Annotated in this window: 19 protein-coding genes and 1 pseudogene; 19 read left to right on the top strand and 1 reads right to left on the bottom strand. The window is 37.5% G+C overall.

Annotation, left to right across the window (positions count from 1 at the left end; all coding sequences use genetic code 11):
- Positions 1-103 precede the first annotated feature (103 nt).
- Positions 104-359 (top strand): annotated as a pseudogene (locus T3H97_RS26485) (transposase); the annotation flags it as partial.
- Positions 360-1,073: 714 nt separating this feature from the next.
- On the opposite strand, the gene T3H97_RS23315 reads toward T3H97_RS26485, so the two are convergent.
- On the bottom strand, positions 1,074-3,524 hold the full coding sequence (locus T3H97_RS23315) for an O-antigen ligase family protein (protein ID WP_328800992.1): 2,451 nt from the start codon (positions 3,522-3,524) through the stop codon (positions 1,074-1,076).
- Positions 3,525-3,664: 140 nt separating this feature from the next.
- Here T3H97_RS23315 and T3H97_RS23310 point away from each other — a divergent pair, with 140 nt between their 5' ends.
- The 18 genes from T3H97_RS23310 (at position 3,665) to T3H97_RS23230 (ending at position 23,195) form a co-directional block, all read left to right on the top strand.
- Entirely contained in the window at positions 3,665-4,456 is a 792-nt protein-coding gene (locus tag T3H97_RS23310; RefSeq protein ID WP_328800991.1) for an ABC transporter permease, read from the top strand.
- 19 nt (positions 4,457-4,475) lie between these two features.
- Positions 4,476-5,783, top strand: a complete 1,308-nt coding sequence (locus T3H97_RS23305) for an ABC transporter ATP-binding protein (RefSeq protein ID WP_328800990.1) — start codon at positions 4,476-4,478, stop codon at positions 5,781-5,783.
- Positions 5,784-5,787: 4 nt separating this feature from the next.
- Complete coding sequence (locus T3H97_RS23300; RefSeq protein ID WP_328800989.1) at positions 5,788-6,711, top strand: class I SAM-dependent methyltransferase; 924 nt, start codon at positions 5,788-5,790, stop codon at positions 6,709-6,711.
- The gene (locus tag T3H97_RS23295) at positions 6,708-8,219 is read left to right on the top strand and encodes a coiled-coil domain-containing protein (RefSeq protein ID WP_328800988.1); all 1,512 of its coding nucleotides are present in this window, start codon (positions 6,708-6,710) and stop codon (positions 8,217-8,219) included. Before T3H97_RS23300 ends, T3H97_RS23295 begins: the two co-directional genes overlap by 4 nt.
- Complete coding sequence (locus tag T3H97_RS23290; protein WP_328800987.1) at positions 8,216-9,391, top strand: glycosyltransferase family 4 protein; 1,176 nt, start codon at positions 8,216-8,218, stop codon at positions 9,389-9,391. The genes T3H97_RS23295 and T3H97_RS23290 overlap by 4 nt, the downstream gene beginning before the upstream one ends.
- Entirely contained in the window at positions 9,381-10,589 is a 1,209-nt protein-coding gene (locus T3H97_RS23285) for a glycosyltransferase family 2 protein (protein WP_328800986.1), read from the top strand. The genes T3H97_RS23290 and T3H97_RS23285 overlap by 11 nt, the downstream gene beginning before the upstream one ends.
- Before the next feature lie 17 nt (positions 10,590-10,606).
- Positions 10,607-11,983, top strand: a complete 1,377-nt coding sequence (locus T3H97_RS23280; protein ID WP_328800985.1) for a sugar phosphate nucleotidyltransferase — start codon at positions 10,607-10,609, stop codon at positions 11,981-11,983.
- 19 nt (positions 11,984-12,002) lie between these two features.
- A complete protein-coding gene (locus tag T3H97_RS23275; protein WP_250260313.1) occupies positions 12,003-12,746 on the top strand; it encodes a sugar phosphate nucleotidyltransferase in 744 nt (247 codons plus the stop codon).
- Between the two features lie 30 nt (positions 12,747-12,776).
- On the top strand, positions 12,777-13,325 hold the full coding sequence (gene rfbC, locus T3H97_RS23270) for a dTDP-4-dehydrorhamnose 3,5-epimerase (RefSeq protein ID WP_328800984.1): 549 nt from the start codon (positions 12,777-12,779) through the stop codon (positions 13,323-13,325).
- Between the two features lie 113 nt (positions 13,326-13,438).
- Positions 13,439-14,458 carry a dTDP-glucose 4,6-dehydratase gene (rfbB, locus tag T3H97_RS23265; protein WP_250260315.1) on the top strand — a complete coding sequence of 340 codons (1,020 nt, stop codon included), beginning with the start codon at positions 13,439-13,441 and terminating at the stop codon, positions 14,456-14,458.
- Between the two features lie 2 nt (positions 14,459-14,460).
- The gene (rfbD, locus tag T3H97_RS23260; protein ID WP_328800983.1) at positions 14,461-15,330 is read left to right on the top strand and encodes a dTDP-4-dehydrorhamnose reductase; all 870 of its coding nucleotides are present in this window, start codon (positions 14,461-14,463) and stop codon (positions 15,328-15,330) included.
- Between the two features lie 90 nt (positions 15,331-15,420).
- Positions 15,421-15,801, top strand: a complete 381-nt coding sequence (locus T3H97_RS23255) for a GtrA family protein (protein ID WP_328802873.1) — start codon at positions 15,421-15,423, stop codon at positions 15,799-15,801.
- Positions 15,802-15,812: 11 nt separating this feature from the next.
- On the top strand, positions 15,813-18,035 hold the full coding sequence (locus tag T3H97_RS23250; protein WP_328800982.1) for a DUF6311 domain-containing protein: 2,223 nt from the start codon (positions 15,813-15,815) through the stop codon (positions 18,033-18,035).
- Positions 18,036-18,086: 51 nt separating this feature from the next.
- On the top strand, positions 18,087-19,064 hold the full coding sequence (locus T3H97_RS23245; protein WP_328800981.1) for a glycosyltransferase family 2 protein: 978 nt from the start codon (positions 18,087-18,089) through the stop codon (positions 19,062-19,064).
- A gap of 238 nt (positions 19,065-19,302) precedes the next feature.
- The gene (locus T3H97_RS23240; RefSeq protein WP_328800980.1) at positions 19,303-20,241 is read left to right on the top strand and encodes a glycosyltransferase family 2 protein; all 939 of its coding nucleotides are present in this window, start codon (positions 19,303-19,305) and stop codon (positions 20,239-20,241) included.
- A 184-nt stretch (positions 20,242-20,425) separates the two neighbouring features.
- Positions 20,426-20,518, top strand: a complete 93-nt coding sequence (locus T3H97_RS26480; RefSeq protein WP_219727884.1) for a putative holin-like toxin — start codon at positions 20,426-20,428, stop codon at positions 20,516-20,518.
- Positions 20,519-20,889: 371 nt separating this feature from the next.
- A complete protein-coding gene (locus T3H97_RS23235) occupies positions 20,890-21,798 on the top strand; it encodes a glycosyltransferase family 2 protein (protein WP_328800979.1) in 909 nt (302 codons plus the stop codon).
- Positions 21,795-23,195 carry an undecaprenyl-phosphate glucose phosphotransferase gene (locus tag T3H97_RS23230; protein WP_061831729.1) on the top strand — a complete coding sequence of 467 codons (1,401 nt, stop codon included), beginning with the start codon at positions 21,795-21,797 and terminating at the stop codon, positions 23,193-23,195. The genes T3H97_RS23235 and T3H97_RS23230 overlap by 4 nt, the downstream gene beginning before the upstream one ends.
- Positions 23,196-23,293: the final 98 nt, after the last annotated feature.

Below are 23,293 nucleotides of genomic sequence, written 5' to 3'. Positions count from 1 at the left end.
GTTACAAGGCTGAATTAGTCCGAAACCTGCGCTTTTTGCATCACTAGAGTCTGTAAAATAGTTTGTTTAGTAAAATGGAAGTCATAGAAAGGGAGGAGAATACATGGGGCTTTGGTCAAAAGAGCAACTGCGAGCTTTCATTAAGGAGAAAAACCAGGTGACTGCACAGGATGTGTAAAATGCCTTAAATGAACTGCTTGCGGAGACTCTTCAGGAGGTGTTGGAAGCAGAAATGGACGCGCACCTGGGCTAGGAGGAGCAAGAGACCAAGGGTAAATTGACGCCAAACAGCCGTAACAGCAATAGCAAGGAAGAACGTCGTTAGCGAGTATGGCGAGCAGGAGCTTGCTGTACCTCGACGTGACGGGCGGCCAGCCAAATGAATGGAATAGCTCTTAAACTGCTTTGACGATTTGACGGGATGAGTAGATGCACTTCATGTAGGCGTAGAGAATGACTTTGGTGAGCTTATTGCGATGATTGCTGTTTCACCCCCTTCAGGGTAGGCTGCGTCTAAGGTGGTGTCATCGAACCAATTCAGGGTCTCACTTACGACGCGAGCGAGTTGATACTGATGACTTCTCGAATGGAATCGACCCAAGTAATGATGACTTTAGGTTCCACCTATTTTCCATTCCTTGTACTTTTTTCTGTTTTTACTTTTTCAAGCTCTAAAGAGAGTTCTGGACCTCTTCCGTAGCTGTATTGCTTACCTACAGGCTGCTCCAGACGGTATATTTCGTCCACCACATCCACGTCTTGAGCTGTGTCTTATTCCGTATTCCGAACTGCTCTATAACCTCTTTTACAGGTACTCATGCCAATCTAATTTCTATCACTTTCATTTTTATTTCTAACGGGTAACTCAACTCTAGTTGCCAACGCAAAAACACTTTCAAGGTTATCACCCTATCTTACGACAGGATTGCATTCTCTTGAAAGTGTTTTAATTGTCTCACGTTATGGGGTCAGTCCCTTTTACCAAGGATGGGCTTTTTTGTTTTTTAGGGCATCCCATCGATTTATGGGACAGCCTCAAATAAACAAAACAGAGAACAACTAAACTTCAGGGACTATTCTCTTTTCAGTTCGTTTATCAGTTCTTTTTCCTTGGGATCAGCTTGAATCAGCTTATCGTACAATGCTTTGTCATCTTGTCCCTGCTTTTGCAAAGCGGCAATATAGTATCGGGTTACCTCACGATTCGTAGCGTCACTCAGATCGTCCTTCAAGCCGTTTTTCAGGATGATGGCAGCCTCGGCGGGTTTACCTGACATGAACTCAATTTTTCCAGCACTGAGCGCAATGCTTGGAGTTACTTCAAAAGTACGTATCAATTGAATTTCAGGTGGAATCGTCTTAAGATGAGCTAGCCCATCTAGAACCTGCTGATAAGCAGCAAGACCTGCTTGGAAATACTTCTGTTCCTTGGCTGAGTCCTTAGCCAACCGAGCTTTATTGCCAAATTCAAACGCTTGGGTAATCAGTAAATTGTACCAATCCAGATCCCAGGTGAAGTTAGCACGGTTATTTTCCAAAATGGCAAATGCCTTGTCATTGTTTCCTTTAGCTTGCTCAAGTCGCATTTTGATAAACAGCATATTTCTATTATACGGTTCTGCCTGCAGCCCCAAATCAACAATGGTCATACCGCCTGTATAGAACTCTTCGCGTTTGGTTTGTTTGTAGACCTGATAATACATACTAGACAAACCAACAATTGAATCAATATGAGTTGGGCGCAGATTCAAGTCCTTATTATAAGCAGCTTGTCGTTGTTCGAACGAATTGCTGCTTTCCAGCGCTTTTGCTTCCCAGGCAGCATTGCTGGCTTGTGCAAAGCGCAGCCCTACAAACAGAAGCACAATACTGAGAACACAAATGACGATACTATAAATCGGACGGAAACCTTCAGGCTTCATCGCCAAGCGTTTTACAGGTTGTGCATCCATTGCTGCAGCCATACCCCCGAGTCCAATAAACACCAGTATACCCATGAACACATAACTCATATTAAAGTCCAATAGACTATGGAGCAAAATGGACATTGCCAAGATCAGGTAAAGGAAGTGACTATCCCGCTTTTCCTCATCGCTCTTGATGTAACCTTTAATGTATTTATAGAAAATATAAAGGATAAACGCCATAAAAATAATGAATCCAAGAATACCGGCCTCTACCAGATACTGCATGAAAAAGTTATGTGCCTGTGCGCTTGTGTAGCCATAGTCTTGATATTTTCCATACAGCGTAGCCCAACCGCCGCCACCTGCGCCAATCAATGGATAATCAGCAATTAGCTTGGAAGCATCGCGATAAAAGGTTATACGTTCCAGCACACTATGCTGTTGGAAGTTGATATTTTCCAGACGTGTCTCTACATTGGCTGGTAGAAAAGTTCGTAGTCCTGTACCAATGAGCAGGAACGCAATTACACCAATCACGACCACAGAGCCAACAGGTAGCCACAGATTAGAGAGTTTTCGTGAAGCCAGACCTTGCAGTCCTTTTTCCAGACGAGGGCTTAGGAAGCTTTGTACGAGCCATAAAACAAGAGCAGTCACAGCAGAAGCGGCAATGAGCAGTCCCCAGGCCTTGGCAGCTTCTGCACCGTTGTAGGTTTGAATAAGCTGTAATCCCCAATTTGTAATAGGGCTCAAAATAACAAGTGAAGCCACGCCGGCAATAACGCAATGCAAAATCCACAAGATTTGCCGTGCAGGTTTGAAAAACAGAAGTAAGAGAACAAATACGACTGGCAGCATTATGAGACCACCACGTGAAAGTGTCAGGAACAGTGATACCAATATAGGCACCAGCATAAAGGCATGAGTCGCTTTTCCATACCACGTCTTCGACTTCATCAGACAAAAGATAGCTGCGAACAAAAATGCCATCAAAAATGCCGCATATGTATTCGCGTACTGGAAGACGGATGTGAGACGCGGACCATTAGTATCTATCTTTATGGCATCAACGTAGCGATTACCGCTTACCATTGTCGAGAACCAATCCACGAGTCGTCCGGCCAATACCCACTGTCCAAACCAGTTGATGAGGCCGAAGCCTATAATAATATAAGCTACGGTCATAATCGCGGTTTGGATGATCTGGTTGCTCAGCCGATCTCGCAAGGCGTACAATGTAATGATGAAGAACGAGGCATAGATGCACTGCACCACTACCATGTTCATCGCGAGATAATGAGAAGCAGCAGAAATCAATGAAAGCACGAACGTCAGCGGAAGTAAGATAACAAGCACAGCCAACCAGTCTCTTTGATCTTCCAATTTGAATTTCTTATAATAGGTTACGATTCCCAATATCAGCAGAATCGTGCTGATGATCAAAGCCCAATACAGAGGCTTCTCAAAATCGAGCATTTGCCCATTAAAAAGTGCAGCCTGGAAGGGGGCCCAAGCTAAAAACAAAATCATGCCAACAATTAACACCCAAAACATAGCCGGCCTTTTATCGTCACGGGTCGACGTTTTGGCCTGTTTCCCGTATACTGGATTCGACAAGGTTTACAATCTCCTTTTCTTGTAGATACGTCAATATTTTAGCATACATTGTCTTGTTATAACTAGTAACCCAATTTCACACGAAGTAAAATCGACTTATTTTAAATCTATAATTTAAAAAGGAAAGTTGGCGAGTAGTTGTGCATTCAGTTTTATTGCGTTTTCTAAAACAACATAAATTCATTTTTGATATGTCCAAAGATGACTTTAAAAAAAAATATGTTGGATCATATCTGGGAATTGCTTGGGCATTTATTCAACCATTAATTAGCTTGTTGATTTTTTGGTTTGTTTTCCAAGTAGGTTTTAAACATATGCCTATGAACGATTTTCCCTTTATTCTTTGGTTTTCTGTAGCATTAATACCATGGAATTTTTTCTCTGATGCACTTCAAACAGCTACTAATTCAATAACAGAGAATAGCTTTTTGGTGAAAAAAGTTATTTTCAAGGTCCAGGTTCTACCTATTGTTAAGATTTATTCTTCATTGTTTGTACATTTGTTTTTTTTGGTCTTTTTATTCGTATTGTTTTCTATATACGGATTTCAACCGAACATTTACTATCTACAAATTCCATATTTCTTGATTTGTATGATCGCCTTACTATTAGGTCTTTCGTGGATTACTTCTTCACTAGTTATTTTCTTGAAGGATGTAGGCCAGGTGGTTTCCATGATTCTGCAATTTGGTTTTTGGCTGACTCCAATTTTTTATTCCCTAACGGCTATTCCGGAAAAATATCAATTTTTAATTAAGCTAAACCCTCTTTATTATATCATTGAGGGCTATCGTGGAATATTTTTGTATCATTATTGGTTCTGGGAACGGCCCCAACAAACACTGTACTTTTGGCTGGTTACTTTTATCTTTCTACTAATTGGTTACTACTTATTCAAAAAATTGCGGCCTCATTTTGCTGATGTCATTTAAAATTAAGGAGGTTACGGAGATGTCCAGTACCGTGCAAGAATTACTCTCTCCAAACCCAGTTATAAGTGTGAATAATGTTTCTAAAATTTATAAGCTATATGAGAAGAATACAGATCGCTTAGTGGAAGCGGTAGTCCCAATGAAGGGTAAAAGGCATAAAGAATTTTATGCTTTGAAAAACCTCTCGCTTACTATTAACAAAGGTGAGTGCATTGGGATATTGGGCAAAAATGGTGCGGGTAAGTCAACATTACTAAAGATGATCACTGGGGTACTGAAACCGAGTGAAGGGGACATTCTGGTGGATGGTAAAATTGCAGCACTCCTCGAATTGGGCGCGGGTTTCAACCCTGAACTAACCGGTTTGGAGAACATATATTTTAACGGTCGAATTATGGGGTTTTCAAAGGATGAAATGGATTTGCGTCTAGAAGATATTTTGAGCTTTGCTGATATCGATGATTTTATTCATCAACCCGTTAAAACCTATTCTAGCGGGATGTTTGCCAGGTTAGCATTTGCTGTTGCAATAAATGTTGATCCTGATATTTTAATTATCGATGAAGCATTGTCTGTCGGAGATGTTGCCTTCCAGACGAAGTGTTTTAGAAGAATTAATGAATTTATAGATCAAGGCAAAACTATTATATTTGTTACTCATTCAATGGATACGATATTGAAGTATTGTAATAGAGCTGCAGTTATTCATAATGGAGAAAATGTTGCTGAGGGAACTCCAAAAGAAATGGTAGATGTATATAAGAAAATACTGGTGAATCTTTATGATATAAGTGAGGAGTTAAAAGTAAATAAGCAAACTAGCCTCGCTGAAGTTGGCGAATGGAAAAAGAGCTTTTCTGTTAACAAAACATTACTTGAATATGGAGACAAACTGGCCGAAATCATAGACTTCGGTATTTTTGATCTTGATGGTATCCCTTCAACTAAAATTATCAGTGATGAGCCAGTCGTGATTAAAATGAAAATTAGATTTCATGCACAATTAGAGCAACCTATTTTTGCATTTACAGTTAAGGATTTAAAAGGAAATGAAATTTGTGGAACTAATACAATGTTTGAAAATATATTGACACCAGATATAAAACCAGGCGAGGAGATAATTGTGACATTCACGCAAAGTTTTAAACTCCAAAGTGGATATTATACTCTTTCTTTGGGTTGTACTGGTTTTCAGAGCGATGAATTAGTAGTCTATCACCGTTTGTATGATGTACTTTCCTTTGAGGCTTCCATTTTTAAAAATATTGTAGGTTTATATGATTTAGAGTCACAAATTCAGTTGTTTAAAAATGAAAATAGAGGGTAACCCTATGAAAACAAAAATTGGAAATGTGCTAATGAACTATGAATATTATAATGGTGAGGATCTGTATAGTGACGGTGATATAGAAAATGAAATTTTAGAAATGGTAAAAAAAGATTTTGATGTTCATGAAATCCTAAGTAAGGATGATAGATGGCCTGTTTTGTATCATTTATCACCCTATCGATTTAATTTGCTTGATTGGTACCCTTTTAAAGAAGGAAGTGCTGTATTAGAAATTGGGGCAGGTTGTGGCGGTGTTACTGGGATAATATGCGAAAAGAATGAAAAAGTTGTGGCTGTAGAGCTTTCTAAGAAGAGGGCAGAAATAAATGCCTATCGTAACAGAGATAAAAAAAATTTGGAAATTATGGTTGGGAATTTAAACGATATTCAATTCGATGAAAAGTTTGACTATATAACTCTAATAGGAGTTCTTGAGTATGCAGGGAAATTCACGAATACTGCTGAGCCTTATCTAGATTTTCTGAAGAGTATTAAAAAAATGTTAAAACCAGATGGTGTTTTGATTGTTGCCATTGAAAATAAACTGGGTTTAAAATATTGGGCTGGAAGAAAAGAAGATCACACGGGAGTTCAGTTTGAAAGCTTAGAAGGATATATCTCTGATAAGGGTGTTAAAACCTTTGGTAAGACTGATCTAACTAATTTGCTTGAAACAGCAGGATTTCAGAATCCGCAATTTTATTACCCTATGCCGGATTATAAGCTCCCTACACAAATATTCTCCGACGATTGCTTTCCAAAAGTGGGAGAACTAGAAAAAGTAACTCCAAGTTATGATACTGAGCAAACTGTTTGTTTTGAAGAGTACTTAGTATTTAATAACATTATACAAAATGGTCACTTTGACCTTTTCGCGAATTCATTCTTAGTCTTTAGTGAAAATTATGAGGGGACTGCGAAATGAAAATTGTATACACTAAATACAACCGTAACCGTCTGCCGAGATTTCAACTTAAAACAAGTATATTAACAGATAACTCGGGAACTAATTATGTTCAAAAGGAAGCTCTAACAGTCGACAGTAAAGCTCATATCAAGCAAATCTATGACAATTATGTGTTTATGAGCAAACAATATCCACATATAAACTCCGCCAAGGCATCTTTAAAGAATGATAGTGCTATTACATTTGATTTTGCCCCAGGGAAATCATTAGATGAGCATATGTTAGATGCAATTTCAAAAAAAAGCATCCCTGATTTATTGGAATTTATTAGAGAATATATTGATTATTTGAAAACCTTTGATATTAGGCACCAAGAAGATTTTAAACCCACTACATTATTTTTAGAAATATTCGGATTTGAACCTAACTTTTCAGATGTAGAGTGTATGGCTGAAGCAAATATTGATTTAACCTTTGATAATATTTTTTTTGACGGATCTATGTTTACTGTTATTGATTACGAATGGATATTTCACACATCAATTCCTTTGAATTTTATAATCTATAGGAGTTTGTCTAGACTGTTTTGGAAGTATGGCGAATATTTAAACTCTTTTCTGAAATTAGATGATCTTTTTGAAGAGTTTCAAATTGATGAGATTTCGCAATATCAAAAAATGGAGTTGGCATTTCAGGAGTATGTGCTTGGTAAAAAGCGTTTCTATAACATTGGTGATCAATATTCGAAAAAAATTGAAACTTTAAATAAGGTTTTAGATGAAAGCAAAAGGAATGAGAGTCAAACAATAAACCAACAACACTTGCTGGGTGAATATGAAGACAAAATTAATTCATTGAATAGTGAAAAAAAAATGCTTTCAATTAAATTAGAAAACAGCAAAATAACATTAAATAATAAAATGATTGAGCTAGATAATTATAAAAGTCAAGAAGCTCATTTAAAAACGGAGTCAGAAAGCATAAAAAATCAGATTAGCCAATTACAACTTAAGTATGACACATTAAAAAAGCAGCATAATGAAACTAATCTTCAGATTGACCAAAAGATTACTGAGTTATTAAATCGAAGTCTTAAAAGAAGAGCGATCTTCAAAAAGACTAAGCATTTAATAGAGGAAAATCAATTTTTAATAAACGAAAAAGATAGGGTTGGTCAGCAAAGTTCGGAAGAGCTAGCTCTAAAGAATCAAGAGTTGGATTTGTTGAATGAACAAGTCGTAATAAAAAACATTCAAATTACTGAGTTGAGTGAACAAAATCACGAATTTAGGTTACAAATTAATCATTTGAATTTATCGCTTCATGAAATGACAGAGAAATTCAATGAAAATAATCTTGCGTATACTCATTTACAAAAGCATAATCATGAAGTTGTTTTAGAAAATGGAAGATTGTCTGATTCTTTAAAAAATCTTCAAAATGATTATCATCAGTTGAAGTATGAATTTATGCAATTGAAAAAACAAATTTTTAATGATGCACGAAGGAAGGAAGAAGATGAATGAGTAAGAAAGTGCTTGTTTTAAATCCCTATTATCCCACTCTTGGAGGAGGGGAGAAGCATATGGCCTATTTTTGTAAATTCATCGAATCCTATTATAACGATGTTGAAATTGATATATTGGTTCATAATTATAACGAAGTTAACATTCATTCGGAGTATTACCCTACCATAAATGAATTAAATAATCGTTTTGGAATTCATTTGGATAGAACTAAAATTTTAAAATTAGATTTGAAGGCACCTGGGTCATTAATAGAACACTATAAAAACAAAAAGGTTATAGAAGAAATTACAAGTAAGTATGACTTGTTTTTAAATTTCATGTTTCTAAGCAAACATATAGGCAGAGCGAAAAGAAACTTATACTCTTGTATGTTTCCACCTCAGAAATTTAGTTTTAATAAATTCCCACATAATTTAGTTGCCGATTGGTTGAATTTTCGTTTTAAGAATAGCTACAATTATTTTATAAGTAATTCTAAATTTACAAACCATTGGCTGCAACACTATTGGAGAACTGGAAAGAAAAATGTCACTATATATCCTCCTGTGTTTTTAGAAAATGAAATCAATGAAATTGAGTTTGAAAAAAAAGAAAATATTATTTTATCTGTAGGACGTTTTTTTGTAGGGGCTCATAATAAGAAACAGGATTTCTTAGTTGACTTTTTTGTGAAGAATATTCATGAATTCCAAGGTTGGGAACTGCACATAGTTGGAGCATTATCTAATAACCCTGTTGATATAGAGTATGTGGCTAAAATAAAGGAGAAAATTCAAGGATATCCCATCTATCTGTACATTAATAGTGATTTGTCTCAAGTAAATAATCTCTATGATCGAGCTAAGCTTTTTTGGCATGCAACGGGATTTAATGAAGAGAGTGATCGTTTCCCTGAGAAAATGGAGCATTTTGGTATAACTACTGTAGAAGCAATGAGCAAAGGTGTTGTTCCGATTGTCATAAATAAAGGGGGACAAACAGAAATTGTTAATCAACAAAGGGATGGGTTTTTATGGAATTCCGAGGAAGAGTTACTGGAATACACTCAGGAGTTAATTAGCAACTCGGAAAAACGAGAGACTATTGCTCTTAACGCGTCCAAAAGAGCAAAGGATTTTTCAGTAGAAACTTTCTATGAAAAGAATAGGGAGATTTTTGATGTCTTATAAAATTTCAATTGTTATTGTTAACTTTAACGGGAAAAGGTATATAAAAAATCTGTTTGATTCTCTTTCTAAAATGGATTCAGCTGGTCTTACTTATGAAATAGTCTTTGTTGACAACAATTCTACTGATGATTCCATTCAATTTTTAACAGAAAGCTATCGTGATGTTTTTCCCAATTTAAAGATTTTAGAAACGAAAGAGAATCTGGGATTTGCTGGTGGTAACAATTATGGTGTTAAACATTCGGAAGGTGAATATGTTGTTTTTCTTAATAATGATACGACGGTAGAGAAAAACTGGCTTCTCGAAATGTACACCTTTTTTAGTAGTCAGAAAAATATTGGTATGGTAGCCTCAAAGCTAGTATTTTTTCATGATTTTATCAAAGTTCAAGTTAAAACCCAAGACAAAATTATAATATCTAGTATTGTACAGATAAATGATATTAGTCAAAAAGTCGATATGAAATTCACAAAAAACTTATTGTACATGGATAGTGAATTAACTTGCTTTGGTCATACTGTTTTTTACTTACCACTAATTCATGGAGTGTCAGAATATAGTATTGATTTACAAATAATAAAAGAACACGATCAAACTACTGATTTTATAATGATAGGTGAGAATAGCTATTCTCTTCACGAAAAAATTGTCTTAGACGAAGACTTCATCAGTAATAATAAAGTAACATTGATACAAAATGCAGGTTCAGGAGTCGATGAAGGTTTTAATGGTTTTGATCAGGGTTTTTGTGAAGAAGACCAGGGACAATACGATAATGCCAGAGAAATTGATTCCTGCTGTGGAGCGGCAATGATGATAAGGCGTGATTTATTTGTTGATATAGGCGGGTTTGACAGTAAGTTTTTTATGTACTATGAAGATACTGATTTATCATATAGAGTAAAGAAACAAGGTTTGAAATTATTATTTTGTCCAACAGCACTAGTTAGACATGTACATACAGGGAGTAGCCAAGAATGGTCGCCATTTTTTGTATTCCATGTCTATCGCAATAAGCTACTGTTTATATCTAAAAATTTTAAGTTTAAAACATTTGCTAAACAATTTATTTTGTATGTTGCTCATGTGATTAAAGAGGTCTTTTTTACAAAACAAAAAACAAGCCTAAAAAAGGCGAAGCTGAAGGCATTATTTGCTGTTATAAAAATATATCCTTCCTATTTGCTAAAGAAATAAAAAAATGAGGTAATAAAATGAAATTAATTTTGCTTTCAGGTGGATCCGGTACTAGATTGTGGCCACTTTCGAATGATTCGCGTTCAAAGCAATTCTTGAAAATCTTAAAGGATGAACACGGGAATGATGAGTCTATGGTGCAACGTGTTTGGAGACAGATTAGAAATGTGTCTTTAGATTCGTCCACATTTATTACGACTAGCAAATCTCAAGTTGAGATGATACAGTCTCAACTTAATGATTGCCCGCCTTTAATTATAGAACCTGAACGAAAAGATACATTTCCAGCTATAGCTCTTTCTGCTTCATATTTATTATCTCAAACAAACGAGAGTCCTGATGAAGTTGTTGTTGTTTTGCCTGTAGATTTATATGTAGAAGATGATTTCTTTCGGCAAATTTTTCAATTGGAAAAGATAATGGATGAGGAAGAACTAAATATTGCTCTGTTGGGTGTTAAACCACTTGTTCCTACTGAGAAATATGGTTACATTCTTCCAAAGGTTAATTCTAAAAACGTTTCTTCATTACAGGAAGTTGATTGTTTTATAGAAAAACCACCTGTTGAAAGGGCTAAGGAGCTAATCCACCAATCAGCTTTATGGAATTGTGGGATATTTGCTTTTAAACTCAAGTATTTAGTAGGAATTATGGAAAACAGAGGTCTTCCAGTTCAATTTGATGAAATGGTTGAGGGATATAATAACCTTCAAAAAATTAGTTTTGACTTTGAGGTTTTGGAAAAAGAAAAAGTACTTCATGTCCTCCCTTATGAAGGAAAATGGAAAGATTTAGGTACATGGGATTCTCTGGTTGAAGAGATGGATTCTAAACAATTGGGTAAGGGCATCGTTTCCGATTGTCAACAAGTCAATCTGATTAATGAGTTAGACATACCTGTTGTGGTTTTAGGATTGAGCGATGTTGTTGTGGTAGCTAGTCCTGATGGTATATTGGTTTCAGATGTAGCAATAACGCCACAGTTGAAGAACTCTATTAAGAATCTGAATAATCGCCCAATGTATGAGGAAAGAAGATGGGGGTGGTTTAGAATCCTCGATTACAATATTAATAATGAAGATGGGGATGAAGTGCTTACAAAGAAAATCTGCATAAAAAAAGGGCAAAATTTGAGCTATCAGATGCATACTAAACGTACGGAGATTTGGAATATTATCAGTGGTAGTGGTGAGTTAGTTATTGATAATTGCATAAGTTCATTAAAAACAGGCGATAGTGTCAAAATTAGTCCAGGGCAAAAACACAGTGTATTTGCAAAGAGTGACTTGGAAATTATAGAAATACAAAAGGGTCCTGAGCTTATTGAGGAAGATGTTATAAGATTTTGTTCCGTTTGGGACGAAATTAAAGGAAAAGTTGTTAATAGTATGTGACTATGAAGGGAGAATTGGTATGAAAGGAATAATTCTTGCAGGTGGTACAGGCTCACGTCTCTACCCTTTAACCAAGGTAACGAATAAACACTTATTACCTGTTGGTAAGTACCCAATGATCTTTCATTCGGTAAATAAACTCAAACAAGCAAACGTTCTTGATATTCTAATTGTAACCGGTAAGGACCACATGGGAGATGTTGTTAATCTTCTTGGTAGTGGTCGTGAAATGGGAGTGACGTTCACTTATAAAGTACAAGATGAAGCTGGTGGAATCGCACAAGCTCTTGACTTGGCTGAACAATTTGTGGGCGATGATCAAATGGTTGTAATTTTAGGAGACAATGTATTTGAAGATGATATTGCGCCTTTTGCGGACAATTTCCGTAACCAAACGACGGGGGCCAAGATATTACTTCAACAAGTCCAAGATCCTCATCGTTTTGGCGTGGCTGAGCTGGAAGGAGAACGAATTGTTTCTATTGAAGAAAAACCTAAAAATCCTAAAAGTAATTTTGCCGTAACGGGTATTTATATGTTTGATCATAATGTATTTGAAATTGTAAAAACGCTCAAGCCTTCCGCGCGTGGAGAACTAGAGATTACTGATGTTAACAATGCATATATTGCTAATGGGACTTTGACATACGATGTCCTTCAAGGCTGGTGGACTGATGCTGGAACCCATCCATCTCTTGCACGTGCTAATGAACTAGCTAAAGATCTCGTCTTTGGCGACGAATTTGGGAAATTAAAGCTATAAAAATTATAATTGAAGGGAGGATACATATTGATGAAAGTAATTCCTCTGAAACTAAAAGGAGCCAAAATCATTGAACCCGTGGTTCATGGTGATCACCGTGGTTTCTTTATGGAAGGTTACAATGAGCAGATCATGAAAGACAATGGTATTAATCATTCTTTTATTCAGGATAATCAGTCCTTATCTGTAGAGACTGGTGTGATCCGAGGGTTGCATTACCAGCTTAATCCTAAAGCCCAGACCAAACTCATTCGAGTGCTCTCTGGAGCCATCTATGATGTTATTGTGGATATTCGTAAAAGTTCTCCAACATTCGGCCAATGGATCGGGGTAATCTTAAGCGAGCATAATAGACGTCAGCTGCTGGTGCCTAAAGGGTTTGCTCATGGGTTCTGTACGCTTGTTCCAAATACTCAAGTGCTGTATAAGGTAGACGAGTATTACTCACCCGAGAATGATCGGGGAATTCTGTGGAATGACTCTGCGCTAGGGATTGATTGGCCAACTTCTCAGGCTATTCTTTCAGAGAAGGATCAGAAGCATCCGGTACTGGCTGATGCAGACATTAATTTTGATTAGAGGATTAAACCTCAACTATATACACAGTTGAACTAATAAAAAACCATTTTTGTTTCTTATTAGTTCAATAAAACATATCTTATATGTATTAGAGTATGATTTAGGAGGACTATATGAAACTTCTTGTCACCGGCGGGGCCGGATTTATTGGCAGCAACTTTGTATTATACATGTTAAAGCAACACCCAGATTACGAAATTGTGAATGTGGATGCACTTACGTATGCAGGCAATCTGGAGAATTTGAAATCCATCGAAAATCACCCTAAACATAGCTTTGTCAAAGCGGATATTACCGATACACAAACGATTGACCAGGTGATGCAGCAGGGAATTGATGTAGTGGTGAACTTTGCAGCAGAATCGCATGTAGATCGGAGCATTTTGGAACCCGAAGTGTTTGTAAAAACAAACGTATTGGGTACGCAGGTGCTACTGGATGCTGCAAAAAAGTACAAAATAACCAAGTTTGTACAGGTATCAACAGACGAGGTGTATGGCACTCTGGGTGAAACAGGCTTGTTTACGGAGGAAACTCCACTTCAGCCCAATAGCCCATACTCTGCGTCCAAGGCAGGCGGCGATTTGTTGGCTCGTGCATATCACGAGACCTTTGGTCTACCAGTGAATATCACACGTTGTTCCAACAACTATGGCCCATATCAGTTTCCGGAAAAGCTGATTCCGCTGATGATCTCACGTGCGCTGAGTGATCAGCAGCTGCCTGTATACGGGGATGGTTTGAACATTCGCGATTGGTTGTATGTAGAGGATCATTGCAGTGCAATTGATCTGGTCATTCATCAGGGTAAGTTTGGTGAGGTATACAATATCGGTGGAAATAACGAGCGGACGAATGTGCACATCGTCAAAACGGTATTGGAGGAGCTGGGCAAGCCAGAATCTCTAATTTCATATGTGCAGGATCGTCCGGGGCATGACCGTCGTTATGGTATTGACCCGACTAAAACAATGAATGAGCTGGGCTGGAAGCCCAAGCATTCTTTTGAGACGGGCATTAAAGAAACAATTAGTTGGTATTTGGATAATAAGGAATGGTTGATCCGCATTCAATCTGGTGAATACCAGCAGTATTATGCTAAGCAGTATGACTCTCGCTTGGGGGATTCGTAGTTATGAAGGTTCTGGTTACTGGAGCATACGGCCAACTGGGCAAGGATGTGGTAAAAGTCTTTCAGGAGCAGGGTCATGATGTAGTTGGTTGCGGCCGAGATGAACTGGATATAACGAACTTGGAGCAGGCTGTTAAGATTATTGAACAATTTCAGCCTGACGCTGTGATTCACTGTGCCGCCTATACAGCAGTGGATGCGGCAGAGACGGATGTAGACAGGGCTTATCAGGTAAACGCGGCGGGAACACGAAATATGGCAATTGCTACGGAGAAGGTGGGCGCCAAGCTGGTTTATATTAGTACGGATTATGTGTTCGATGGTTTGGCGGTGCAGCCTTACCACGAGTATGATAATACCAATCCACAAAGTATCTATGGTAAATCCAAACGTGCAGGTGAAGTATTGACTCAGACGCTTTCCGGCAGGTATTTTATTGTGCGTACATCTTGGGTCTATGGATTACATGGGAATAATTTTGTTAAAACGATGCTGAAGCTTGGGCAGGAAAAGCCTCAGCTTCAGGTCGTGCATGACCAGAAAGGTTCACCAACTTACACAGTGGATTTGGCGTTTTTTTTGGTGGAGTTGGTTCAGACGGAGAAATATGGCGTTTATCACGCATCCAACAGTGGCACATGTACTTGGTATGAGTTTACGCAGGCTATTTTCCACGATGCGGCGGAACTACTTGGTGCTAAAATCACTGCAAAACTAGAACCGTGCAGTACAGAGCAATTCCCGAGACCGGCAGCACGACCTTGTAATTCCGTAATGGAGCACATTTCCATTCGTACAAATGGTTTGAAGGATTTACGTGCTTGGCGCGAAGGACTACAGTCCTTTATGAGAGAATTGGAAAAAGTAAAATAAATGTACACCTTTCTGAGCAAGAGATCTACCGAAGGGTGGGATCTCAGGAACTGTTGCTTATCCATATTATAGGGAAAGAAGAGACGGACCATTATTATAAGATATCTTATTGTTGGGATTGTTAATACTTTGGTTGGACTTACATCTGTATTACTACTCTTTAATCTACTTAATTTTAATTATTGGGTCTCAAGTTCTGTCGGGAATATATTTGGAATTTTAGTTAGTTTTTTCTTGAATAAAAAATATACTTTTAAATCACAGAACAAAATAGTAAGCACCCTATTTAAATTTATTTTAGTGTCATTATTTTGTTATATAATATCCTATTCTATTGGTTATTTTATTTCATTAAAAAATATTATCGGAAACTGGACATTGGCCAGTAATCTATCCATTCTCCTTTCTTCTGGGCTTTATACTATATTGGGGTATATAGGACATAAAAAAATTACCTTTGCCTCTAAATAACCGGGGGTCATATGAAATCCATATTTAGCTTGCGTAATAATTTAATTATTATATGTGCTTTAATATTAGTAATCACGTTCAGTTGGCATTATGGTTCTATTTACCTCTCTTTAGGTACTTGTATCATTATCAGTGTACTATTTCTAGTATTGAATAATAGTATTAATTTTGATAAAAATACAATTAAAATTTTGCGTTTAGTAATAAGCATAGGAATAGCTATAATATTTTTTATTACAGTGCTAAGCGCAAAGGTATTAAATACTTCAACCATTGATTGGCTATTATCACGTGCTGATCCCGCTCAACATTTTTTGGGGTGGCACTTTTTCAGAAATGAGCCTTGGAAAGTACCCCCGGGTATTATAACTGATTTTAATACACCAACAGGAACATCTATCACTTATACTGATTCTATACCATTACTGGCCTTTTTCTTTAAAATTTTTAGTCGTTTACTTCCCAATGAATTTCAATACTTAGGAATTTGGATTCTTCTATGTTACATTCTTCAAGCTTTATTTGGTATGTTGTTTATGAGAAGGTTGACTTCTAATATTTCACTACAGCTTTTAGGCTTAATGTTTTTCATAATGAGTCCAGTTATGTTATGGAGAGCCTATGGTCATGAAGCCTTAATGGGACATTGGCTTATTCTCGCTTCACTTTATCTTATGAAAAAAGACTATAAACACATTTACTGGCTACTTCTGTTATCAGTAAGTCTTCTCGTACATCCATATCTATTTTTAATGAGTCTACTGTTCTTCTTTATAAAAATTTGCGAGCTATTATTTAACCGACTTATTAATATAACCAGTTGTTTAATTTATCTTACGACTGCAGGTGTAGTTATACTTTTAGTTCTTTGGTTTATTGGATATTTTTATTTCAGATCATCAGGAGTTTCTGATGGTTTTGGTTTCTACTCAATGAATATAAATTCTGTTTTTAATCCTCAAGGGTGGTCTCAATATGTACTTAAAGATCAGCCTAATGCTACTGGGGGGCAATATGAAGGGTTTAATTATTTAGGATTAGGGATTCTTTTGCTAATGATGTGGGGTTTTTATTCGATAGTTACAAGAAGGTCAGCTATCCATTTTAAAGGTAATACATGCTTGTTAGTTGCAAGCATTATTTTGAGCTTGATTGCATTAAGCAACATAGTTACTTTTGGAGATAGAGTTTTATTTGAAATTCCAATTCCTGAATTACTGCTAAAGATATGTAATGTTGTTAGAGCCTCCGGAAGATTCTTCTGGCCCGTTTATTATATGATTATTATTTTATCTCTCACTATTGTTATTAAAAGTACTAAAACTAAAGGTGCAATGGTACTCTTGATAGTAGCGTTGTCTGTACAATTTACTGACCTATCGGGGAAATTCACTGAATTTCATGAAATGTATGCAAGTGAGGCTAAATGGGATAATCCGTTAAAATCAGAAATATGGGAGAAGATTGATGGAGGGAAATACCGTAATATAGTATTTGTACCAGCAGTGGCCAAAAAAGAGTCTGTTGCTTTTTCTATGTTGGCATCAAAAAAAGGTATGACTATAAACGCTGTATATACCGCAAGAGACGATTATGCTAAAAGAGAGCAATATAATAATGAGTTAACTAATAGTTTTAAAAAAGGGGTTTGGGATACAAAAGGTATATATATTGTTGATAACTCATTACTTATCAGTACAATAGAAAATAAAAAGGCTAATGATTTATTTCTTTCTGTTGATGGGTTTAACTTGTTGATTCCAAATGGAGTATTAGATAAAAATTTTAAAGATTTTGATTTGAAGCCGTTTAACTTTCATTATACGTATGGTCATAAAATAAATTTTGGATCAAGTGGAGACTCGCATGTTATAAAGGGCTATGGATGGGGAGAGTCTGAAGAAAAGAACACTTGGACATTTGGAAAGGAAGCAAGTTTATATTTTGTTTTAGATAAACCTAAAAAAGATTTAATGTTATCTATCAGAATGTCCCCACTAACAGGTGGTTCACTAAAAGAACAACATATAACTCTTATTGCGAATAACCATAAGATTAAAGAGTTAAGTATCGCTTCAACGAGTGATTACCAATTTTTGATTCCAAAAGATATAGTAAATAATAAACTTAAAATTATTTTAAATTTACCAAATGCAGCTACTCCTAAAGAATTAGGTATAAACGGTGACACGAGAGTACTGGCTCTCTCTGTAGAGTCGTTAAGTTTAGACTAAATTAATATCTGTATGTTGACAGTTAATCTTCTACAATTGAAAGGATAGCAGATGACTAATAATAAATTTAATATATCAATTATTGTTCCTATGTTTAACGAAGGTGAAAATGTTAATGTTTTTTATGAAAGAATGACTAATTTATTAAATAGTTATGACTATAATTATACAATTATTTGTATTAATGATGGCAGTAAAGACGATACTATGGAAAGACTTAGGATTGTTGCAAGCCAAGATAAGAGAGTGAAAGTTATTAATTTATCCCGAAACTTTGGAAAAGAAATTGCTATGTCTGCGGGATTACGTTATTCACAGTCTGATATAGTAATCCCTATTGATGCTGATCTACAGGATCCTCCAGAAGTAATACCACTTCTCATTGAAAAATGGAAAGAAGGGTATGACGTAGTTTATGCAACACGCTTAAAAAGAGAAGGTGAAACTTGGTTCAAAAAATTTACTGCACATTTCTTTTATAGGGTCATAGGAAAAATGACTCGGTTTGAAATCCCTGCAGATACAGGCGATTTTAGATTGATGACAAAACAAGTTGTAGAAGCCCTCAATAAGTTGCCAGAACAGCATCGATTCATGAAGGGCTTATTTAGTTGGGTGGGTTTTAAACAAACGAGCATCTCTTATTATAGAGAGCCAAGATATGCGGGTAAAAGTAGTTTTAATTACTGGAAACTTTGGAACTTTGCTATTGAGGGAATAACTTCCTTCTCATTTGCTCCTCTACAAATAGCTACTTATTTAGGTCTGGTTATAGCAGGGCTGTCGTTACTATATGCCATATATTTAATTGTAGCGACAATTACTCTAGGTAATGCTGTAGCAGGGTATCCGTCTTTAATGGTAGCAATTTTGTTTTTTGGAGGAGTTCAACTAATGACTCTGGGGTTAATCGGTGAGTATGTGGGTAGAATATATAATGAATCCAAACGGAGACCATTGTATCTAGTAAAAGAAGAGATTAACGTAGACAATAGCCAGAGATCATTTGAACTGACATTATTAAAATAATAATTATACTGTTATTGATGAATAGGACTTACATTAACAACAAAAAGAATATATTATGAATATCGATAATAACTCCCATTATTTATAATGGGAGTTATTATCGATATTCATTCTAAACGTTGTAAAACATAAAGAATAATTATTACTATTAATTATTACTATTGTATGCATATTTACGTATATTATTATTCGGTAAAATGTTGAAATTCAAAATTCATATTGTAGGGAGGTCATTACTTTGAAAAGACCTAACGTACAAATTTTATTATCTACATATAACGGAGCAGCTTACTTAGATGAGCAAATAGAAAGTCTCATAAATCAAAAAGACGTAGAAATTCAGATTCTAATTCGTGATGATGGCTCGACAGATGATACGGTTGCCAAGTTGAGAGCGTTGAAGCAACGTTATCCTCAACAGATTTTTTTATGCCTTGAGAGCAATGTAGGGGTTATTAAAAGCTTTTTTGATCTGATTCAAAGATCGTCTGAGACATTCGACTATTACGCTTTTTGTGATCAGGATGATGTGTGGATGCCCAATAAACTTGCTCAGGCTGTGGCTCATCTCAGGAATCAGGATGGGAGCCGGCCGCTGATGTACTGTTCTGCTACACAAATGGTCTCTCAAACATTGGAACCACTCAAAGTATGGCCAGCTGACATCCCCCGACCTGTATCCTTCTATAATGCTCTGATTGAGAATGTATGTGTAGGTTGTACCATGGTGGTCAATAAAGAAACACTTCAGCTCGTGAAAAAGAGAATCCCAGATTCTTTGGATAATATTATTATGCATGACTGGTGGATTTACTTATGCACTTCCTCTTTTGGTGAGGTTGTTTTTGACCCCGAGCCGTCCATTTGGTATCGGCAGCATCAAAACAATGTGCTGGGAGGTTCTACGGATGGCTGGGTTAGCAAGTGGAGGAAAAGACTAAGTAGATTTGCAAAAGGAAAAAATCGCTATATTTTAAGCAAACAAGCCCAGCAATTTATTCAGCTTTATGGACAAGACATATCTCCTCAAATGTATAAAGATATGGATCAATTCTTGGACAGCTACCAAAAGGGCGTATTTTCTCGTATGAAATATATTTGGCAGTCTCCATTTTATAGACAGTCACGGTTGGACAACTGGATTTATAAGTTGGTTTTTGTATTGAGGAAGTTATAGAGGTATGGAAAGAAAAAAATTGAAACTTTTTTCCATATATAAGCGTCAAATAGTCAAAGGTGCAAATGAATACTAGATAAAATACCATCGAATGCGTGTTCCTTTATGGAAAAATATAGTATAATTGAAACGTGCAACCGATAGAGCTGGCAAGGGCGGTCGGCTAACTCTCCCGAGAAGGGGGGTGAAGCCTGTGACAGTGTTTGAGGCGCTCAGTTTAATGCTGACGTTCGGGGCGTTAATCGTCACACTGTTAGAGTTTAACAAACGAAAATAGACCGCCCCCGCAAGGAAGGGTCTATTTTCGGCCTGATTGTTCCAAAACCGTCCGCTCTTGGAGCGTTGGTTGCGCAGGGGCTGGCTGGCACCAGCCCTTTTTCCATGTATATCTTACCACGATGAATTTTAGACCTCAACCGAGGATTTTACAAAAATCTAATAAACGACTTCCAATGAACAATATATAGATCGAAATGGTTTCGTTTGTCTATATTTGCACTTTGGAGTGACTGGAATCGAATTATGTGAAATTCTACTAACTATGTAAGGTTACAAGTTATGTGCTTTTTTACGCCCCGTGGTCTGCGCGGTATGCTATAATAGGCGATAGTAGAATAGATTACTGAATTTGTCAGGAGCGTTTTAAATATGGATGTAAGCATACTGGTCGTCAACTATAATACGTGTCAATTGACGCTGGATTGTTTGCAATCGGTGTATGCGTCAAAGTCCCAGTATCGATATGAAGTGATTGTTATTGATAATCACTCTAGTGACGGATCTGTTGAGGCTATTCGTGCTGCATACCCGGATATTACGTTGATAGCCAATAAGAATAATACAGGTTTTGCCAAGGCGAACAACCAGGGGATGGAAGTAGCCAGCGGGCGTTATGTATTGTTATTGAACTCCGATACGTTGGTGCAACCGGACACGCTGGATACAATGATTCAGTTTATGGATACTCATCCGGAGATGGGGGCATCGGGCTGTAAGGTCATCTTGCCGGATGGATCATTAGACAAGGCTTGTAAGCGTGGCTTTCCAACGCCATCAGCTTCTTTTTACTATGCTTTTGGCTGGTCGAAGCGTTACCCGGATAACCCGAAGTACAATCAATATCAGCTTGGGCATCTAAGCCCGGATGATGAGTATCCAGTAGATGTACTGGTAGGTGCTTTTATGCTGGTGCGCCGGGAGACGATTGACCAGGTCGGGGGGTTGGACGAAACCTTTTTTATGTATGGTGAGGATATTGACTGGTGTTACCGGATTAAGCAAGCCGGGTGGGGCATTTACTACTACCCGCGCACATATATTATTCATATCAAAGGGGGCAGCGCTCGCCGTCGTCCTTTGAAAATTATTTATGAGTTTCATAGAGCTATGTGGGTATTTCATCGTAAGCATTATAAACAGCAGTACAGTTGGATCACCAATATGGCTGTATATGCGGGAATTAGCGTAAAATTTGGAATGGCCTTTCTAAAAAATAAGTTGTCCGCACCGGTCAAGCCGGACGGCGGGGAACAATCTCGTACTGAGGTGAAAGCATGATACGCAGAAATCAGCGTTTTTTAACCCAATTATATATTGTGGCGGATTTCGCGGTCATTCAGTTGTCCTTTCTGATCGCTTGGTTTTTCAAATTTGAAAGTGAATGGATCACCTATAAAGAACCGCTTCCTATTCAAGTATATGGAGGCTGGAGCTTAATCTACGGCCTGATTGCCGTAGTGCTGGGGATGTTATTCTCGCTCTATTCGCCCAAACGCAAAAAACGGTTTGCAGATGACGTATTCCGCGTCACCCAAATTCATATCGTTGGGCTGTTCGTGCTGTTGAGTGTGATGTTCTTCGTGAAGCAAATCGACATTTCGCGGTCTTATCTGGCGATCTATATGGTTGGGAATGTGCTGCTTATTTTGTTTTACCGGTTCTTTTTGAAGCAAGTTCTTAAAGCTCTCCGTCAAAAAGGGTACAACAAGCAGTTCATGCTTATTCTCGGGGCGGGTACTCTAGGCCAACGATTTTATCATAATCTTGGACAGTATCCTGATCTAGGATACGAGGTCGTGGGTTTTCTGGATGATAAGCGGCATTGGAGTGAAGAGGAAGCGGCGCATTTCCGCCCGATTCTTGGAGGCTTAGATCAATTGGAGGCTACGCTGTCGCGTCTGATGATTGACGAGGTCATTCTGGCGCTTCCGCTGGATGCCCATGATAAGTACCCCAAGATTATCAACATGTGTGAAAAGGCTGGAGTGCGCACGCTTATAATCCCCGACTTTTTTGATTATTTGCCGGCTCGTCCGTACTTTGATAACTTTGCAGGTATGCCGATGATTAATGTACGGGATATTCCACTGGATGTGGCGGGGAATCGATTGTTTAAGCGTCTGTTCGATATTTTATTCTCTTTATTCGCGATTCTCCTAACCTCTCCGATCATGCTGGCAGTGGCGATTGGTGTGATGATTACATCCAGAGGGCCCATCATTTTTAAGCAGGAGCGGGTAGGCTTGAACCGTCGCACCTTCCGAATGTACAAATTTCGTTCGATGAAGGTGCTGCCCCCTGGAACTGAAGATACGGGCTGGACGACTGCTAATGACCCAAGACGCACACGTTTTGGTACTTTTATTCGTAAAACGAGCCTCGACGAGTTGCCGCAATTTTTCAACGTTCTGCTAGGTGATATGAGTGTCGTTGGTCCACGCCCAGAACGACCCTATTATGTGGATCAGTTCCGTGAGGAAATTCCAAAATACATGGTGAAGCATCATGTTCGTCCTGGAATCACAGGCTGGGCACAGAGCAACGGGTTGCGTGGAGATACATCTATTGAGGAACGGATTAAGCATGACATTTTCTATATTGAGAACTGGTCGCTCTTATTCGATATTAAAATTATTTTCCGTACGATTCGCAATGGTTTCAAGAACGCGTATTAATCCAGAGTCACCCTTCGGTTTAGCCGGAGGGTGTTTTTGCGTCTGGCAGTTGTTTTGAGTATGCGTATGTGGGGTATTGACCTGTACGAAAAGGATGT

The organism is Paenibacillus sp. LX16 (assembly GCF_036252815.1).
GTDB classification, from domain to species: Bacteria; Bacillota; Bacilli; order Paenibacillales; family Paenibacillaceae; genus Paenibacillus; species Paenibacillus polymyxa_B.
The sequence above is the reverse complement of the archived record's forward strand: the minus strand, read 5'-3'. Positions and strand labels throughout refer to the sequence as shown.

Excerpts from the sequence above, each read along its gene's own strand:
- T3H97_RS23305 (WP_328800990.1), top strand. The coding sequence starts at position 4,476 with ATGTCCAGTACCGTGCAAGAATTACTCTCTCCAAACCCAGTTATAAGT.
- T3H97_RS23300 (WP_328800989.1), top strand. The coding sequence starts at position 5,788 with ATGAAAACAAAAATTGGAAATGTGCTAATGAACTATGAATATTATAAT.
- T3H97_RS23295 (WP_328800988.1), top strand. The coding sequence starts at position 6,708 with ATGAAAATTGTATACACTAAATACAACCGTAACCGTCTGCCGAGATTT.
- T3H97_RS23290 (WP_328800987.1), top strand. The coding sequence starts at position 8,216 with ATGAGTAAGAAAGTGCTTGTTTTAAATCCCTATTATCCCACTCTTGGA.
- T3H97_RS23285 (WP_328800986.1), top strand. The coding sequence starts at position 9,381 with ATGTCTTATAAAATTTCAATTGTTATTGTTAACTTTAACGGGAAAAGG.
- T3H97_RS23280 (WP_328800985.1), top strand. The coding sequence starts at position 10,607 with ATGAAATTAATTTTGCTTTCAGGTGGATCCGGTACTAGATTGTGGCCA.
- T3H97_RS23275 (WP_250260313.1), top strand. The coding sequence starts at position 12,003 with ATGAAAGGAATAATTCTTGCAGGTGGTACAGGCTCACGTCTCTACCCT.
- rfbC (WP_328800984.1), top strand. The coding sequence starts at position 12,777 with ATGAAAGTAATTCCTCTGAAACTAAAAGGAGCCAAAATCATTGAACCC.
- rfbB (WP_250260315.1), top strand. The coding sequence starts at position 13,439 with ATGAAACTTCTTGTCACCGGCGGGGCCGGATTTATTGGCAGCAACTTT.
- rfbD (WP_328800983.1), top strand. The coding sequence starts at position 14,461 with ATGAAGGTTCTGGTTACTGGAGCATACGGCCAACTGGGCAAGGATGTG.
- T3H97_RS23250 (WP_328800982.1), top strand. The coding sequence starts at position 15,813 with ATGAAATCCATATTTAGCTTGCGTAATAATTTAATTATTATATGTGCT.
- T3H97_RS23245 (WP_328800981.1), top strand. The coding sequence starts at position 18,087 with ATGACTAATAATAAATTTAATATATCAATTATTGTTCCTATGTTTAAC.
- T3H97_RS23235 (WP_328800979.1), top strand. The coding sequence starts at position 20,890 with ATGGATGTAAGCATACTGGTCGTCAACTATAATACGTGTCAATTGACG.
- T3H97_RS23230 (WP_061831729.1), top strand. The coding sequence starts at position 21,795 with ATGATACGCAGAAATCAGCGTTTTTTAACCCAATTATATATTGTGGCG.